The following is a 15,947-nucleotide window of genomic DNA, read 5'->3' on the forward strand; positions in this document are numbered from 1 at the left end:
TGTTAGAGATTCCTAATGTGAAAAAGCCTTCTTTTTTTAGCACTTCTGCGATGGGTTTCCGTTTTTTATTGGAAATTCCTCTATACCCACCATACATAAGGGGATATGTGGATGTCATTATAGAAGGGAAACATGCTGGAGTACCAGCACCATTTGAGAAAGCATTTCTAAAGATGATGCTATTCTTTAAAATAGACCTAAAAAAGGTTAGATCCTCACGTATCTGACCCTCTTGGGTAAAGATTGTATCCCACCTGAGAGAATCCACCGTTATCAATATTGCATTTTCATATCTCGTTTCCAACATTCTCACCCCTTTATTTATTTTTAGAGATTTTTATAAACTTCCTCCAATTTTTTCCCTATTTTTTCCCATGAATACATTTTTTCGACCTTTTTCCTGCCTCTTTTTCCAAATTTTTTTCTCGTCTTTTCGTTTTCTAATAGATAACTTATTCTCTCTGATAAATCCTTAGTATTTTTAGGTTCCACTATATAGCCATTAATTCCATTATCAACTACTGTTCTAACCCCGGGCAAATTAGTTGCTATTACAGGCTTCCCAGTAGCCATTCCTTCTATCAAAACCAACCCAAAAGCTTCACCCATAGTAATAGAGGGCAAAACAACCACATCTGCGGAGGCATAATATTTTGGTAAATCCTCACTTGAAACTCTTCCAGTAAATAATGTTCGATTTTTTAACCCTAATCTCTCTGCCAATTTCATATAGTATCCTTTTAAGTCTCCATCACCAACTATAACGAGAAATAAATTTCTATTTTTAATACTTGCAAAGCTTTGCAGGAGATATTCCACTCCCTTAAAATAATGGGCCTTATCAAGAGCTCCTACAAACAAAACGATGTCTTTATCTTCGATAGCATATCTCACTTTTATCTCTTCCCCATTTATTTTTGGGTTAAACCTATCTATATCTACCCCGTTTGGGATTTCTACGATTTTCTCTTTAATCCTTGAGATCTCCCATAACTCAGAATTTCTGGCATAGTCTAAAGACGTCACAACTATTTTTTCAGCATTTTTCAATATTTGTTTCATTATCATGGTTTTGTAAAACTTTAAAGGGAAATTTAACATCCCCTGTAGTATTACGTCATTGTGATAGGTTATGACATATTTTTGGTTTCTTAATTTTTTAAGAAAATACATGATTTCTCCCCCGAAAAAGAAGGGATAATGCAAGTGAACTATATCAAAATCTTTTATTTCTCTCAATAGTTGAGGGATAAATGGAGCATTTCCAATTCTGAACAAAGGTTTGAATCTCTTAACAGTTACTATGTCCGGATATGAGTAATCTTCATCTGGATATCTACTTGTAAAAACCGTAACTTCATGACCTAACTTAGCAAGCTCTACAGAATAATGGTAGCATACATTTCCTGTCCCTGCCATATACGGGGGAAACGTTGCCGAAACCTGTGCAATCTTCATCTCACTATCACCTTATAATTTATCCAATACATAGCATTGGCAATCTTCTTTATAACTCTATCAAAAATATTATAACTCAATTGCTCCTCAGGAATCTCCCAGTCCAAGCTTTTTAACAGTTTTTTTCCATCGCAGTCTATTTTTTCAACTTTCATCACAAGCCCATCTTTTAATGCTTTAATTTTAAATTTAACACCTTCAGCACCATTCAAAATAGAGTACCCCCAGGTCAATATTTCTGTCGTTAGTAACGAAGGAAACAGTAACAGGAACTCTTTCCAGCTCAAATATTTCCTCAGAAGTATGTACCTTCCCTTCTCCAAATGATAAATCTTCCTTGGGGGAACTTTAAGCTCATAATCGTGATAAACTACCGATGTAGACACATACAAAATCTTAAATCCCCTGGCATGAGTCCTCCAAGAAAATTCCGCATCTTCCATGTAGCTAAAAAAACTCTCATCAAATCCTCCCAACTCCAAATAATCCTCCCTCCTCATAGCAAAGCAAGCTCCAGATAAACCGCTCAAGTATTCAAGCCTATCAAACTTTTCAGGATCCTCATTTAAACCTCTTGTAAATGTCAGTCCCGTAAAATGCTCAATGTTCCCGCAGGTGTTTATTTTAGAGCCATCATACGTCAAAATCTTTGGAGTAGTAATCAATTTTTCTTCTTTTTCCAGGGGCTTTAAAAGCTCTTCAAGCCAGTTTTTCTCCACCCTTGTATCCGGATTCAAAATAACAACATATTCTCCTTTAGCATGCTTAACTCCCAGATTGTTTCCTCCTCCATATCCCAGATTTCTCGGACTTTTAATCAGCTTAACCTGTGGAAATTCCTTTTCAACAACTTCTACAGTCCCATCAGTAGAACCGTTATCAACAACAATAACCTCAAAAGGATTGTTGGCTAAAACTGAAGTTAAGCAATCTTTGATGTATCTTTTGTGATTGTAGGTAACTATGATTACACTTGCCTTATTTGAAAGCCTCATCTCTCACTCCCTCACCATCCTCGCTAAGACGTTCAGCGTCAGCCCGGCGATGAACAGCTGAATCCCGATGATCACGAAGATGCCGGCGCCTATGGCCTGGGTCAGATAAACATTACCACCCTGATAATAGGGCTCCAGCGCCAGATACCCGAGGATGCCCGCGGTGATGAATGATATCAAACTCAAGACCCCGAACAGCAGCAGAGGCCTCCTGTACCCTATAAGCCCGATAATGCTCGCCAGCACGCCAAGACCATGAGTAAGAGGGTTCTTCTTGTGCCTGTTTGGGACATCGTAGCGGACGCTTATCGGCACCTCCATGAGTTTAATCCCCCTCTCGCTCGCCTTCACTATCATGTCCGTCTCTATTGAGTAGCCATTACTGTTTAAGTCCAGCCTCTCAAGGGCCTTTCTGTTCAGTGCCCTGAAGCCGCTCTGCGAATCGACATCAACGTTCGAGGCCACTTTGGTGCTTTTGTTCAGCACCCACAGCCCCAGCCGCCTGTAGACGGGGATTTCCTTTTTGCTCCCGTTAAGATATCTCGACCCTATCACGAGATCCGCCTCGCCCCTGATTATGGGCTCCATGAGGAGGGGTATCTCGTCGGGGTTGTGCTGGCCATCGGCGTCAAGCGTAACAACGATCTCATACTCACGGCTCAAAGCGTACTCGAAGCCCGTTTTTAAAGCTGCTCCTTTCCCCCTGTTGGTTGGATGCCGTATCACAACTGCCCCGGTCCTCTTGGCTACCTCGGAGGTTCTATCGGCCGAGCCGTCGTCAACGACTAAAACGTCCCCGTACTTCTTGGCTAAGGCAACGACTGAGCCTATAGCCGGTTCCTCGTTGTACGCTGGAATTATTATCAAGGTTCGTCCCATAGGTTCCACCAACTGACCTTGTAAGATCAGATTATTCACTCTTAAACATGTCCACTTTTTTAAGATTTCCCTGAGAAAGTGTTAGGACGCTTAAAAAGAGAACGAACGCAGCGATGACGAGAACCTGGGATGATGTTCCACCGAGCACGTCAAGGTAGCCCCTACCAAACCACAAGCCGATTACCATAACGAGCAGGGCGGCCAGCATCCCCCGTCCAGGTCTGAGTGAAACGGCGAAGTACATGAACAGGCCGGCCAGGAACGCCTCCGGAAGTGCCGGACCCAGGAGTAGAAAGGGTAAAGGCACCAGTTCCGTTTTGGTCAGGGTCTTTCTCGTTAGGCAGTCGTCGAGGAGGAGCAACATCGGAAGGGAGTACGTTAGGAGGGTGAGGATGGAGGAGTAGGAGTAGAGATCCAAGACATCGAGCTTCCCCGCGGTGTAAAGGGCGAATAGTATGTACGCGACTACCCCCAAGTCACGGCTCTTGAGTGATACCAGGTAGACAAGGGGGGCAAGGAGTAGTGTATAAGCCTTCAACATCAAAGCGGCTATTATAAGCGATATGACCCCTATCACAGGTTACCCCCCCTGAGTATCTCCCTGAGGTAATCGCTTGGTCCAAGGTCGAGGGTCGGGACGAGAAGGTTGAAGCGCCTTATGATATCCTCCCTCTCGAGGTATGCTTTATAAAGGCGCTCAAGGGTTCTGTCGTTGAGCCTTCCTGGGTAGAAAAGGATCGGGTTGGGGGAGAGTACCATAATCCGGTGGGTCTTTTTGGCCCTCGCAATAGCCCCGTAGAGAATCTTGGGATTGTTCAGGTCTGTGATGATGATCAGGTAAGAGGAAGAGCGTATAAGTGATAACCCCTCCAAAAGCCCAAAGGTTCCCCTCCTACCTTTCTTCAGCGGAAGAACCTTTCCTAGGAAGGATCTCGCCTTTTCGCTTGTTCTCGTTTCAAAGTCAAACCTCAGGCTCATCCTGCCCTGCTCCTTCTGGATGGAGAGCCGTCTCCGCATTATCTCAAGCTGAGTCTCGCCCCTCCGGGGGGGAAGCAGGTCGGTCGTCTCGTCGTCGTATACCATCAAGCCCACGCGATACTTTTTAACCAGGGAAGACGCGAGCTGAAGCGCCAGAGTGGATGCGTAATCTATCTTGGCCCGTTTAATACCCTTCCTCATCTCCCTAGTGCTGTCGAGGACGATGTAAACATCACTATCCTCTTCCCTCAGGAAGTCTCTGATTATGAGCTCCCCCAGACGGGAGGTTGCCTTCCAGTCTATCCTCTTGAAGTCGTCCCCGTGCTGATACTCCCTTAGCTCCCTGAATTCAAGGCTCTCAGCACCGATTAAACCGCCCGCACGCCTGGATGCAAGCCTGAGGTTGTAGTCGAGAGTGGATGCCTCTTTTATCGATTCAACGTTTGGATAGACCTTCAATTCAACTGACTCCCCGGCAGAGGTCTCGTCAAAGTACAAACCTCGCGGGTCGGTGAGATAAAGTCGGGTAGGCTTCAGAATGAACCTACCCCTACCTCTCGGGAAAATGCCGTAAGACAGTTCACGTTCCTCACCGCATTCCAACCCAAAGGGGTGGAGTCTCGGAGCGTTGAAGCCCTCTGACTCTTCAATGACCTTAATCCTCACAGAACTCCCCAGATTTTTTACCCGCAGCTTTAGGGGGATCGACTTCCCCTCCTCCACCTCCCTTACCCCAACTTCCCTACTGGCTGAAACCAAGAGGGAAACCCCTGAGCGAAGGCTACCCAGATAGAGGATCGTCAGAAAACTCAAAATAGCAGGAGTAACGCTCCCCCCAAGGTATCCTTCAAGGAGAAGGAGAAGAGACAGAAGGAAAAGGGCTTCCTCCCTGCTCATCGCTCACACCGGAACCTCTGTCTCTTTCAGTATCTCTTCAAGGACATCCCGTGGCTTGACGCCCTCAAGCTCGTACTCGGCCCTCAAGATGAGCCTGTGCCCCAGAACCGGGATGAATACCCTCTTGACGTCATCAGGAATCACATAATCTCTACCATCTATGAAGGCGGATGCCTTGGAGGCAAACAGGAGGTGCTCCCCTGCCCTGGGTGAGGCGCCAAAGAGCAACCTCTCGTCGGTTCTAGTCGATGAAATGAGTGAGTAAATGTATCCTATCACCTCATCACTGACCTCGACTCCCCGGGAATCCACTATAAAGTTCACCAGCTCCTCATGGGTAACCACAGGGTTGACATCTGAGAAGTCGCCGAGGCTCTTCCTCCTCAGGAGGGATATCTCCTCATCCCTGCTCGGAAAGCCCACCTCTACCTTCAGGAGGAATCTGTCAAGCTGGGCCTCCGGAAGGACGTAAACACCCTCGTGCTCTAGAGGGTTCATAGTGGCCACGACCATGAAGGGCTTTGGGAGCTCGTAACTTACACCCTCAATCGTCACCTGCCCCTCCTGCATCGCTTCCAGTAGAGCAGACTGAGTCTTTGGTTGAGCCCTGTTGAGCTCATCCGCAAGAACAACGTTGGCAAACACGGGCCCCTTCTTGGTTCTCCACTCCCCGCTCTTCTGATCGTAGTAGACGGTGCCGATTATATCCGCCGGCAACAGGTCCGGCGTGAGCTGAATCCTCGAGAAGCTCAAACCTATCGCCCTTGAGAACGCCTTCGCTATAGTCGTCTTCGCAACCCCTGGAATGCCCTCTATCAAGACGTGCCCCTCGGAGAGGAGCGCTATCGTGAGGAGCTCCAAAACCTCCTCCTTACCAACCACCGCCTTACTTACCTCGGATTTCAGTCTCTCCATGAAGTCTTTACCTTCCATGAACACCACCCAGCCTTGAACCGGTTTCGATTTCCTTGATCAATCTTTTTAACTTATCCCCGTCGAGGCCCCTCTCCTCAAGCCTCTTCACAATCTCATCAAGATCCTCCCCCTCCTCAGGAAACAGCTTAAGGAGTAGGGAAAAGAAGCTCCCAAGGAGCCTCGAAGCTAAACCGCTCTCGACGAAAAACGCCAACACAGCTACAAAGAGAACGTAATAAAATGCGAGCTTTCTGTTCACAGCACGTCTTATTGTTATGGTTCCCACGGAGTAGGGGTTGAAGTTCGCGTGATGAGCCTCATCTATGTAGAACGTCTTCGGAAAACTCCCAATGAGGTCCCGGAGAAAGGGCTTATTTTCAGTGAAGAGGGCGTTTGTAAATAAGTCCGGATCCGAGAGAAGAACCACCTCCCCCTTCCCATAGGGTATCTCAACGGCAAGAGGAAAGGAGCCGTATATGCCCTCAAAGAACGACGCACTACTGCTACTGAGAATAACCCGGTCGCTGGAGTTGACGCCAAGGATCACGGCAGGCCTATCCAGAATCACGTAGTCAACACCAGCGGAGAATTCCGGGCTTATCTGACGAGTTATAGGGAAATCAGCGTTCTTGGAATAAGTCAAACTAAGAAGGGGCTTCCTAGACAGTCTTACCCCCAATCCAAGGCCCTTCAAAAGCTCATTACCGGTCCCAAAATCATCGGCAAGGAGGAGGACACCCCCGTTCCGGAGGAACCCACGGAGGGCGTTTATCTCCCCTCCTGAGAATCCAAGATCCGGCCCAATAACCACGAGCGTTCCCTTCATATTTTCAATACCAGCGGAATCGTAGGGTCCGAGAACCGGGTTAACTTTCCCCGCGTGATAAAGGAGCCTACCGAAGTCCGAGGTACCGTTCCAGTTGGTGTTCAAGACGCTGTACGGGGCGTTGCTCTTGAAGACCGGAACTGACAGGGGCATCAGGATGAGGCCAATTCCAACCACGAGGAGGATTCCGTAAAAGACCCGATTCATAGCTCCTCACCCACTATCGCGCTCACCACTATCCTCGAGGCCCGTTTGATCGCTTCCAAAACTTCTCCCGCACTCACCTTGAACCCCCCGTAAACGGCCCTCTCATGAAGCTCTGTGAGGAACCTGAGATCGCCAAAAAACGACCTCGAGTGCAGGGCAGACAAAAGCTCCCTCGGCGTCACCGACCTCGGAAGACCGTAAAGTTTCCTGAGGACATGGAACACAAAACGGTAAGCGGTCCTAAGGTCAAAACGGTCCCCCTCAATTTCTGGAGCGGACCCCATCTCCAAACTTGAGCCACTTTCAGGTTTTCCTTCCCCGCGCCAGGAAAGGAGCCTGTAGAAGACTCCAGACAGGATTAAAGCTGTCAAAAAAAGCATAAAACTCCTGAGATAATCTATCCCCCCAGCCTTAACAGTTATAACGTTGGAACCCGACGGCAACATACCATAACCCCCAGAAAAACGGGCGTATATCTCGTGCTCCCCTGGAGGGAGCCTGAACACCGCCGTCAGGTTGCCACTTCCATAAACGGTTCTGTTCGGCTTTCCATCAACATAGATTTTGACCGGGATAGGCCTGAGAGAGTCAACCTCAATCCCAACCTTGAATTCAGAATTCGCCTCCACCCTCTCGCTCGCGAAGAGCTTTATCGTCGGCCTGTTAGCGATTGGGGTCAGGGTCAGAGTGTGATTACTGGGCAAATAAACATCATCCCCTCTAAAGTAGACGCTCAAGTTCAGATTTCTCCCCAAATCCCCCAGATGAAACACAAAACTGCCGTTTTCAGAGGTTTTTGTAATCCGAGTCCCGTTGAAAGACAGGCAGACCTCCCTCCCAGAGATTCCGCTTCCCCGATAATCGAGAAGGTAACCTCTAACCACAACCCCCTTCTCAAACCCCTCCACGACCAGTATCCTGCTCGGAACCCGGCTCACGTTCAACATCAGCACGTTGGAAGATACAAGCTCACTCCCGTTGAGAGCAGTTGCATAAACCCTGTAAAGGCCAGGCCTCCGGAAGGAGAAGACGAAGGTGAAGCTCGAGTTCGAGACATTAACCCGATAAGAGTAGTTATCTACCACCAACCTGACGCTGCTCAGACCTGGAGCAAATCCAAAGAACGTGACGTTCTCCGTAGCATACGGGGTTAGTTTTGAAGCAAAAAGGGTAAAGTTCTTCGGAGATACCACCTCCTCGAGATTAGCCCTATAACTCTCGAAGAGAGCCTCAAGAGAATCGAGCTGATCCAGCAGGGGCCTGACATCGAATCTTAGAGTCCCCCCATTTTCGCCCTTCAGCTCTACAAGCCCTAACTCACTCAAAGCATCTCCACAGTCATCCATACCGGTTTTCATCATTGCCAGCGCGGCCCTGGCACCCAAATAATTTCCCCTAGAGAAGTTGCCCCTAAAACCCAAGTACCCGAGGGCAACTTCAAAGGTCCCCCTACCAAGCTTTAGGAAAAGACGGGACAGCTCAACGGAACTTGGATCAATACCATACGGAGAATAGCGGAGCACCATCCCATAGGTCGTGTTTGTCAGGTTATAGAATCCCAACGCCAGCTGAAGGCTATCGTTTTCCCCCCCAGAAATGGAACCGAAAACACGGGTGAGGTTGTTGAGCATACCGCTGAAGTACAAATAAACCCCATACTGATCCGGCTTTGATGCAGAATAATCGCTACCCAAAGCGCTCACGGGAGCGGCAACTACGAGAACAACCATGAACAGGATCACGAGCGTTCCCCTCATTTCAACCGGTGAAAGTCTTTAGACAAATCTTTTAAGGTTAGTGGTGTCGCAAAAACTGGGGAGAAGATGAAGTTAGAAGTAGCAAGCGGGATAAGCCTCATAGCCGGTGGCGGGCTCTTAGCCCTCCACGGGTTCATAAGAGGAGCAGTGGAACATATCAACCTCGGCATAGCTGGGATGTTCCTCGGAGCCATCCTCCTAACGTTTAAGGGAAAAGAGTACATCAAAAAGGAATCCGTTGAGCTCGTGGGAGGCTCTTACGAAAGCATCCTTGAAAGAATGGTGAGAAACCTCGCCCTCGATGGAAACGCAATATTCATACCTCCCTACGACAACCTACCAAAAGGAGGCCTCTTCGTCCCCCTCCATGAAGATTTCGACCTCGATTTAGCAAGACTAGACGAGAATAAGGTGTTCCTCACGGATGTCCCAAGAGAAAAAGCGATGGGCCTCTTCCTAGGGCCGGTGGGGACTCCCCTCGTTGAAAAGTTCGAAGAGCATCTTGAAGGCCCCCTCAACGGTATCGGCAGCGAGGCCGTTGAAAGCGTTGCCAGCTCGGTCCTAAAGACACTTGGACTGGCAGAGAAGGTATACATCGAGGAGGAAGATGACACATTCAGAGTGATCGTGGACCCATCCATTGAGTGCAACGTAGAAGACTGCGAGAAAACCCCCTGCCCAATCTGCGCATCCGTGCTCCTAGCGCTGGCTAAAGGAACCAACGAACTACTGCTTATAGAAAGCGTATATGAGAAAGAATACGGCATTGAGATGAGGATCAAAAAGCTCGGGGGCGTTGAGGAGTGGATGTAGAGGATTACTTCATCCTCTTCATCTCAGCATGGGTTCTTGTCTCGGCGTTAGCGGTTAAAAGCGTTGACGTCTTCCTGACGCTCACCTTAATAGGACTCCTCATAACCCTTGAGGTAGGAAGCCTCTTCCTCAGTAAAGAGCAGAAAGAAGACCTAAAACCACTGGTCGAACTTCTTATTGTAATCTTCGTCGTAATAGTCATGAAGAAAATCTACGGGGTGCTTAGCGGTGGATGAGCCAAGAGGAGCGTGGAAGTACTGGGATTTACTGACGATCATCGGCCTCTCAGTAATCCTTAACCTCTTAATATGGCTGTATCCAGAGAGCGTTCTAAGAAAAGCCCTCGGCCTATCATTCATACTATTCATCCCAGGCTACGTTTTTATAACCACCCTATTCCCTGAAACAAAAGAGCTCGACAACCTGGAGAGGCTGGCTTTGAGCTTCGGTCTCAGCATAGCCATAGTCCCGCTTATAGGTCTCGGCCTCAACTACACCCCATGGGGAATAAGACTCATCCCGATTCTGGTCAGCCTGACGGTCTTCAACCTTTTCTTTGGGGTCCTCGCAGGTTACAGGAGGAAGAACGCCATCAACCCCTGGATCCCATGGACAACCCTCAAACGACTCAAGGAAGAAATTGAATGGGAAAACTCAGGCAAGCTCGACAAGGCCCTGACGGTAATCCTGATAATCGCCATCATCACCTCCATAGGAACCCTCGCATACGTAATAACCCACCCAAAACCCGGAGAGGCCTTCACGGAGTTCTACATCCTAGGACCTGGCGGAAAGGCGGCCGGATATCCCACCAGCCTGACCGTCGGCGAGAACGGAACGGTCATCATCGGAATAGTAAACCACGAACACCACAACGTTACCTACCAAGTCCAAGTATGGCTCGTCAACCTCACCTGGAACAACACGACCAACACCACGATAATCCACGAAATGTATCCCCTACCTGGCTGGTTCAACCTTACCTTACCGAGCGTCCCGGTAAGGATAGAAGGCAACTGGACGCCACAGTTCCAAAAGAACTACACCTTCAACGTAGGAAAACCAGGAAAATGGCAGATCTGGTTCCTACTCTTTAAGAACAAACAACCAAAACTTCCCACCTCCCCACCAGACGGCAACTACGCCGAAACCCCAGCGAAAAACCTGATCCTGAAGGCAATAAACGGGACGATACAGAGCCTCAAACTCAACGTGGTGGTGAAACCATGATCGGAATGATAATTGACATGGACGGTGTCATCTACCGGGGAAACGAACCGGTTGATGGGGCGAGGGAACTCATAGAGTTCCTGAAGGAGAGAAGAATCCCCTTCATATTCCTAACCAACAACTCCACAAAGACCCCGATGATGTACAGGGAAAAGCTCCTATCCATGGGAATAAACGTCCCGGAAGACCTCATCATCACCTCCGGCCTCGCAACACGACTCTACATGAAAAAACACCTCAAACCCGGAAAGATCTTGATCATAGGCGGAAAGGGCCTCCATGAGGAGATGAAACACCTCCGATGGGGAACCGTGAACATCAACGAAGCAAGGAAAGGCGCATGGAGAAAAGTCGAACACGTTGTCGTTGGCCTCGATCCGAAATTAACCTACGAAAAGCTCAAGTACGCCACTCTGGCTATAAGAAACGGTGCTACCTTCATAGGCACCAACCCCGACACCACCTACCCTGCCGAAGAGGGCCTCTACCCCGGCGCAGGTTCAATAATAGCCACGCTGAAAGCCTCAACCGACGTCGAGCCCCTAATAATAGGAAAACCCAACGAACCGGCCTACGAGGTGGCCAGGACAAAGCTCACCGGCGCCGAAGAGCTCTGGATGATCGGAGACAGGCTCGACACGGACATAGCCTTCGCAAAGCGCTTCGGCATGAAGGCAATAATGGTTCTGACAGGGGTAAGCAGCCTGAAAGACGTAAAGGAAACGGGGATAAAGCCGGACTTAGTGGTGCCGAGCGTTAGGGAGCTCTTAGAACACCTGAAGACAATACTGGAGGAGAGCAGATGAAGCTGAAGGAACTGCTAAAAAAACTCATATGGCAGGAGAACGAGCTCTACAACCTGTACAAACTTGGAGAGACCTTCGCAACCTACGAAAGGCCAGAGTTCGTGGAGACGTTCCAGCTACTGGCCGAGGAGGAGCTCAGGCACAGAAAGACCATCGAAGACATGATGGCGGGAGAGAGCCTTGAGAACACGAAGGTAATTGACTACATCGATGAGCTGTCCATAGAACCGATGCTCGCCGACGAAAGGCTGAAACCGGAGACACTAAAAGAACTGATAATGGGCGCTATCATCAGGGAGAAACACGCATACGAGATGTATTCAAGACTCTCAGAACTTCTAGAAGGTTCCCTGGGACAGATATTTAAGATGATGGCAGGAGAAGAGCTCAAACACGCGTACAGGCTCAAACTGCTCTACGAAGTCCTTTGACATTTGGATAAATTATCCGACATCCCCCCTTTTCTATCCCTTACCCTATGGGCAAAAATCAAAGTGCAAAGTTGTCATCCCGGCGAAGGAATTGGGGGCAAGATATATTTACCAGTGAAAGGCATAGGTCTCTGCTGATGCTTCTACCAAGAGGGGCAACGATAAACAACTGTATGACAGGGGTGTTTATATGGCAATTGAAAAAGTGATGAAACGGGACGGAAGAATTGTCCCTTTTGATAAAGAGCGTATAAAATGGGCAATACAAAGGGCAATGCTGGAAGTCGGCGTACGCGACGAGAAGCTCCTGAACAGGGTGGTCAGGCGCGTTGTCAGGAGGGTCAACGAACTCTACGACGGCCAAACCCCACACATAGAAAACATCCAAGACGTGGTCGAACTCGAACTCATGCGCGTCGGTCTCTTCGACGTGGCCAAAGCCTACATACTATACCGCAAAAAGAAAGCGGAGATAAGAAACGAGAAGAAAAAGATCCTCAACAAAGAAAAACTCGATGAAATCGACAAACGCTTCTCCCTCAACGCCCTCCGCGTTCTGGCCTCGCGCTACCTCATGAAAAACGAGAAAGGGGAGATAACGGAGAGCCCCAGGGAGCTCTTCGAACGCGTAGCAACCCTCGCAGTCATACCGGACGTTCTCTACGATGAGAGGGTCTTTGATAGGGAAGGAAACCACGAGCAGGATCTAAGCAGGATAGAGCACTATCTAAACTCCCCCGGCGAGTACGACGGCAGGCTCTCCATAGGAAGGTTCAAACTCAACAGGTACCATCTCGAAAGGCTCCTCAGCCTCTACCGTGAGCTGGCAGAGAAGGGCCAGATGAAGGTCTCAATCAACGAGATAATCGAGATGCTGGAAAACGGGGCCTTCGACAGCTACGAGGATGAGATAGAGGAGTATTTCAGGCTCATGACCGGCCAAGTCTTCATGCCAAACACCCCAGCCCTAATAAACTCCGGAAGACCCCTCGGCATGCTCTCAGCCTGCTTCGTAGTGCCGATAGAGGACGACATGGAAAGCATCATGAAGGCAGCCCACGACGTGGCCATGATACAGAAGAGCGGAGGAGGCACTGGAATCAATTTCTCAAAGCTCCGCCCCGAGGGCGATTTTGTCGGCTCTACGGCCGGGGCAGCGAGTGGACCCGTCAGCTTCATGCACCTCATCGATGCGGTCAGCGACGTCATCAAGCAGGGCGGCGTGAGAAGAGGGGCCAACATGGGCATCCTAGAGGTCTGGCACCCAGACGTGGAGAAGTTCGTACACGCAAAGGAAAAGAACATCGGAACCAACGTACTCAGCAACTTCAACATCAGCGTCGGACTCTGGGACGACTTCTGGGAGGCCCTGAAAGAGGGCAAGCGCTACCCACTCACCAACCCAAGAACCGGCGAGAAGGTCAAGGAGATAGATCCCAAGAGCCTCTTCGAGGAGCTCGCCTACATGGCCTGGGCGAAGGCAGACCCCGGTGTTGTGTTCTTCGACGTCATCAACAGAAGGAACGTGTTACAAAGTGCCAAAAATGAACCAATTCGTGCTACTAACCCATGCGGGGAGGAACCTCTTTACGACTACGAATCATGCAATCTGGCCTCAATAAATCTCGCAAAGTTCGTGAGGTACGATGAGAACGGCGAGCCGTACTTCGACTGGGACGAGTACGCCCATGTAATCCAGAAGGTCGCCAAATACCTGGACAACGCCATAGACGTGAACAGGTTCCCGCTCCCCGAGATAGACCACAACACCAAGCTCACCAGGAGAATAGGCGTCGGAATGATGGGTCTGGCCGATGCCCTCTTCAAGCTGGACATAGCCTACAACAGCAAAGAGGGCTACGACTTCATGAGGAAAGCTACCGAATACCTCACCTTCTATGCCTACAGGCAGAGCGTCGAGACGGCCAAAGAGCGCGGTCCGTTCCCCCTCTACGAGAAGAGCAGATACAAGGACGGCGAACTGCCGGTCGAAGGCTTCTACCATAGGGAGATATGGAACCTCCCCTGGGACGAGCTTGTCGAGGAAATCAAGAAGTACGGCGTTAGAAACGGCATGGTGACCACCTGTCCGCCGACCGGCTCGGTTTCCATGATAGCCGACACCTCGAGTGGAATCGAGCCGATATTCGCGCTCGTCTACAAGAAGAGCGTCACAGTTGGGGAGTTCTACTATGTTGACCCCGTCTTCGAGGCCGAGCTCAAGAAGAGGGGACTGTACAGCGACGAGATACTGAAGAAGATAAGCGACAACTACGGCTCGGTTCAGGGGCTTGAAGAAATTCCGGAGGACATTCAGAGGGTTTTCGTCACCTCGATGGACGTCCACTGGCTTGACCACATATTGGCACAGGCCAACATACAGCTCTGGCTCACCGATTCTGCAAGCAAGACCATCAACATGCCGAACGACGCAACGGTGGAGGACGTTAAAGCTGCTTATCTCCTCGCCTACAAGCTCGGCTGTAAGGGAATAACCGTTTACCGCGACGGCTCTCTGCTGAGCCAGGTTTACATTGTTGAAGGCGAGAAGAAGAAGCGCGTTCCGGCCAAGCCGAGCAAGTACGCAGTTGAAAAGCTAAAGGCCGTTGTCGAAGCCGGGCCGTGGCTGACCCACTTCATCAACGTCAAGGCCATAATAGACGGAACCAACGGCAAGGAGAAGAGAGAGGCCATAACCTTCTCACTGAACACCCCAGTAAAGCCAGCACCGGCCAAGACGGAAGACCCCCACCACGGAGAGCCGGAAACCATTCCAAAGGAGAGGATACAGGAACTCCTCGGCGTCGTCTACTGCCCGGTCTGCTACGAGAAGGACGGAAAGCTCGTCGAACTCAAGATGGAGAGCGGCTGCGCCACCTGCCCCGCCTGCGGATGGAGCAAGTGTGTGATAAGCTAAAACCACACATCTTCATCTTCAACATTTTTCTGTCAACATAGCCTTTTTAAGCCAAAGATTTTAACTTCTATCCATCACCCGAAAGCCTTAAGTTGTAAGGGCCAAAACTCACGCTATTCGGAGGTGTTGTTATGGACAAGGTCTATCTCACCTGGTGGCAGATCGACAGGGCCATCTTCGCCCTCGCCGACGAACTGAGAAAACATTTCACACCCGACGTAATCGTGGGAGTCGCGAGGGGCGGTTTAATCCCCGCAGTGAGGCTGAGCCATATACTCGGCGACCTTGAGATCAAGGTCATCGACGTCAAGTTCTACAAAGGAGTAGATGAGAGGATGGAGAAGCCCGTGATAACAATACCCCTCCACGGGGAGTTCAAGAACAAGAAGGTCGTTGTGGTGGACGACGTAAGCGACACCGGGAAGACCCTTGAGGTCGTCATAGACGAGGTGAAGAGAGCCGGGGCGAAGGAGGTCAAGGTCGCCTGCCTCAGCATGAAACCCTGGACAAAGGTCGTTCCCGACTTCTACGTCTTCCGTACGGACAAATGGGTGGTCTTCCCCTGGGAAGAGTTCCCGGTTGTCGTGAGGGAGTGAGGTTTTCTGCCTTCAAACTTTCTTTGCATCACCATGCAACTCTTTTACTCTGGCTTCTTTTGGCTCGTTCTAAGAGGAAAACATAAGTTAGAATAAATTTATACCTGAAAAAAAGGAAGAAATCTTACTTAGAGTAAACGGAAAATTTATAAGGGAAAGTTGCACAGTATTGAGTGCAGACAACCCATGGAGGTGGACCACTTGCGGTGGAAGCCCCTGTTGGCAGTCCTGCTGGGACTGCT

General features: G+C 49.5%; 16 protein-coding genes. 7 read left to right on the plus strand and 9 right to left on the minus strand.

The features are described from left to right. The 9 genes from MVK60_RS05405 to MVK60_RS05445 form a co-directional block, all read right to left on the minus strand. A partial coding sequence (locus tag MVK60_RS05405) for a sulfatase-like hydrolase/transferase (RefSeq protein ID WP_297437278.1) occupies positions 1 to 307 on the minus strand: 307 nt, incomplete at its 3' end. A 20-nt stretch (positions 308 to 327) separates the two neighbouring features. After that, complete coding sequence (locus MVK60_RS05410; protein WP_297437248.1) at positions 328 to 1,458, minus strand: glycosyltransferase; 1,131 nt, start codon at positions 1,456 to 1,458, stop codon at positions 328 to 330. Beyond that, positions 1,455 to 2,453, minus strand: a complete 999-nt coding sequence (locus MVK60_RS05415) for a glycosyltransferase family 2 protein (RefSeq protein WP_297437250.1) — start codon at positions 2,451 to 2,453, stop codon at positions 1,455 to 1,457. Before MVK60_RS05415 ends, MVK60_RS05410 begins: the two co-directional genes overlap by 4 nt. Positions 2,454 to 2,456: 3 nt before the next feature. Further along, complete coding sequence (locus tag MVK60_RS05420; protein WP_297437252.1) at positions 2,457 to 3,332, minus strand: glycosyltransferase family 2 protein; 876 nt, start codon at positions 3,330 to 3,332, stop codon at positions 2,457 to 2,459. A gap of 31 nt (positions 3,333 to 3,363) precedes the next feature. Continuing rightward, the gene (locus MVK60_RS05425) at positions 3,364 to 3,909 is read right to left on the minus strand and encodes a hypothetical protein (RefSeq protein WP_297437254.1); all 546 of its coding nucleotides are present in this window, start codon (positions 3,907 to 3,909) and stop codon (positions 3,364 to 3,366) included. Then, on the minus strand, positions 3,906 to 5,207 hold the full coding sequence (locus MVK60_RS05430; protein ID WP_297437256.1) for a DUF58 domain-containing protein: 1,302 nt from the start codon (positions 5,205 to 5,207) through the stop codon (positions 3,906 to 3,908). Before MVK60_RS05430 ends, MVK60_RS05425 begins: the two co-directional genes overlap by 4 nt. Positions 5,208 to 5,210: 3 nt before the next feature. Further along, positions 5,211 to 6,140, minus strand: a complete 930-nt coding sequence (locus MVK60_RS05435; protein WP_297437258.1) for a MoxR family ATPase — start codon at positions 6,138 to 6,140, stop codon at positions 5,211 to 5,213. Then, the gene (locus MVK60_RS05440) at positions 6,130 to 7,155 is read right to left on the minus strand and encodes a DUF4350 domain-containing protein (protein ID WP_297437260.1); all 1,026 of its coding nucleotides are present in this window, start codon (positions 7,153 to 7,155) and stop codon (positions 6,130 to 6,132) included. Before MVK60_RS05440 ends, MVK60_RS05435 begins: the two co-directional genes overlap by 11 nt. After that, complete coding sequence (locus MVK60_RS05445) at positions 7,152 to 8,912, minus strand: DUF4129 domain-containing protein (protein WP_297437262.1); 1,761 nt, start codon at positions 8,910 to 8,912, stop codon at positions 7,152 to 7,154. Before MVK60_RS05445 ends, MVK60_RS05440 begins: the two co-directional genes overlap by 4 nt. Positions 8,913 to 8,978: 66 nt before the next feature. Here MVK60_RS05445 and MVK60_RS05450 point away from each other — a divergent pair, with 66 nt between their 5' ends. From MVK60_RS05450 to MVK60_RS05480, 7 genes are all read left to right on the plus strand, one after another. Next, positions 8,979 to 9,725: a hypothetical protein gene (locus MVK60_RS05450; RefSeq protein ID WP_297437264.1), complete on the plus strand. Its 747-nt coding sequence runs from the start codon at positions 8,979 to 8,981 to the stop codon at positions 9,723 to 9,725. Beyond that, positions 9,716 to 9,961, plus strand: a complete 246-nt coding sequence (locus tag MVK60_RS05455; RefSeq protein ID WP_297437266.1) for a hypothetical protein — start codon at positions 9,716 to 9,718, stop codon at positions 9,959 to 9,961. The genes MVK60_RS05450 and MVK60_RS05455 overlap by 10 nt, the downstream gene beginning before the upstream one ends. Then, positions 9,954 to 10,955, plus strand: coding sequence for a DUF1616 domain-containing protein (locus MVK60_RS05460; protein ID WP_297437268.1), 1,002 nt, complete (start codon positions 9,954 to 9,956; stop codon positions 10,953 to 10,955). The genes MVK60_RS05455 and MVK60_RS05460 overlap by 8 nt, the downstream gene beginning before the upstream one ends. Then, positions 10,952 to 11,761 carry an HAD-IIA family hydrolase gene (locus MVK60_RS05465; protein ID WP_297437270.1) on the plus strand — a complete coding sequence of 270 codons (810 nt, stop codon included), beginning with the start codon at positions 10,952 to 10,954 and terminating at the stop codon, positions 11,759 to 11,761. Before MVK60_RS05460 ends, MVK60_RS05465 begins: the two co-directional genes overlap by 4 nt. Further along, the gene (locus tag MVK60_RS05470; protein ID WP_297437272.1) at positions 11,758 to 12,192 is read left to right on the plus strand and encodes a ferritin family protein; all 435 of its coding nucleotides are present in this window, start codon (positions 11,758 to 11,760) and stop codon (positions 12,190 to 12,192) included. Before MVK60_RS05465 ends, MVK60_RS05470 begins: the two co-directional genes overlap by 4 nt. Positions 12,193 to 12,382: 190 nt before the next feature. Then, positions 12,383 to 15,109, plus strand: a complete 2,727-nt coding sequence (locus MVK60_RS05475) for an adenosylcobalamin-dependent ribonucleoside-diphosphate reductase (protein WP_297437274.1) — start codon at positions 12,383 to 12,385, stop codon at positions 15,107 to 15,109. A 131-nt stretch (positions 15,110 to 15,240) separates the two neighbouring features. After that, positions 15,241 to 15,705 (plus strand): phosphoribosyltransferase, encoded by a 465-nt coding sequence (locus MVK60_RS05480; RefSeq protein ID WP_297437276.1) that lies wholly within the window; start codon positions 15,241 to 15,243, stop codon positions 15,703 to 15,705. The last annotated feature ends 242 nt before the right edge of the window (positions 15,706 to 15,947 follow it).

It is taken from the genome of Thermococcus sp. (assembly GCF_026988555.1).
In the GTDB taxonomy this organism is placed as follows: domain Archaea; phylum Methanobacteriota_B; class Thermococci; order Thermococcales; family Thermococcaceae; genus Thermococcus.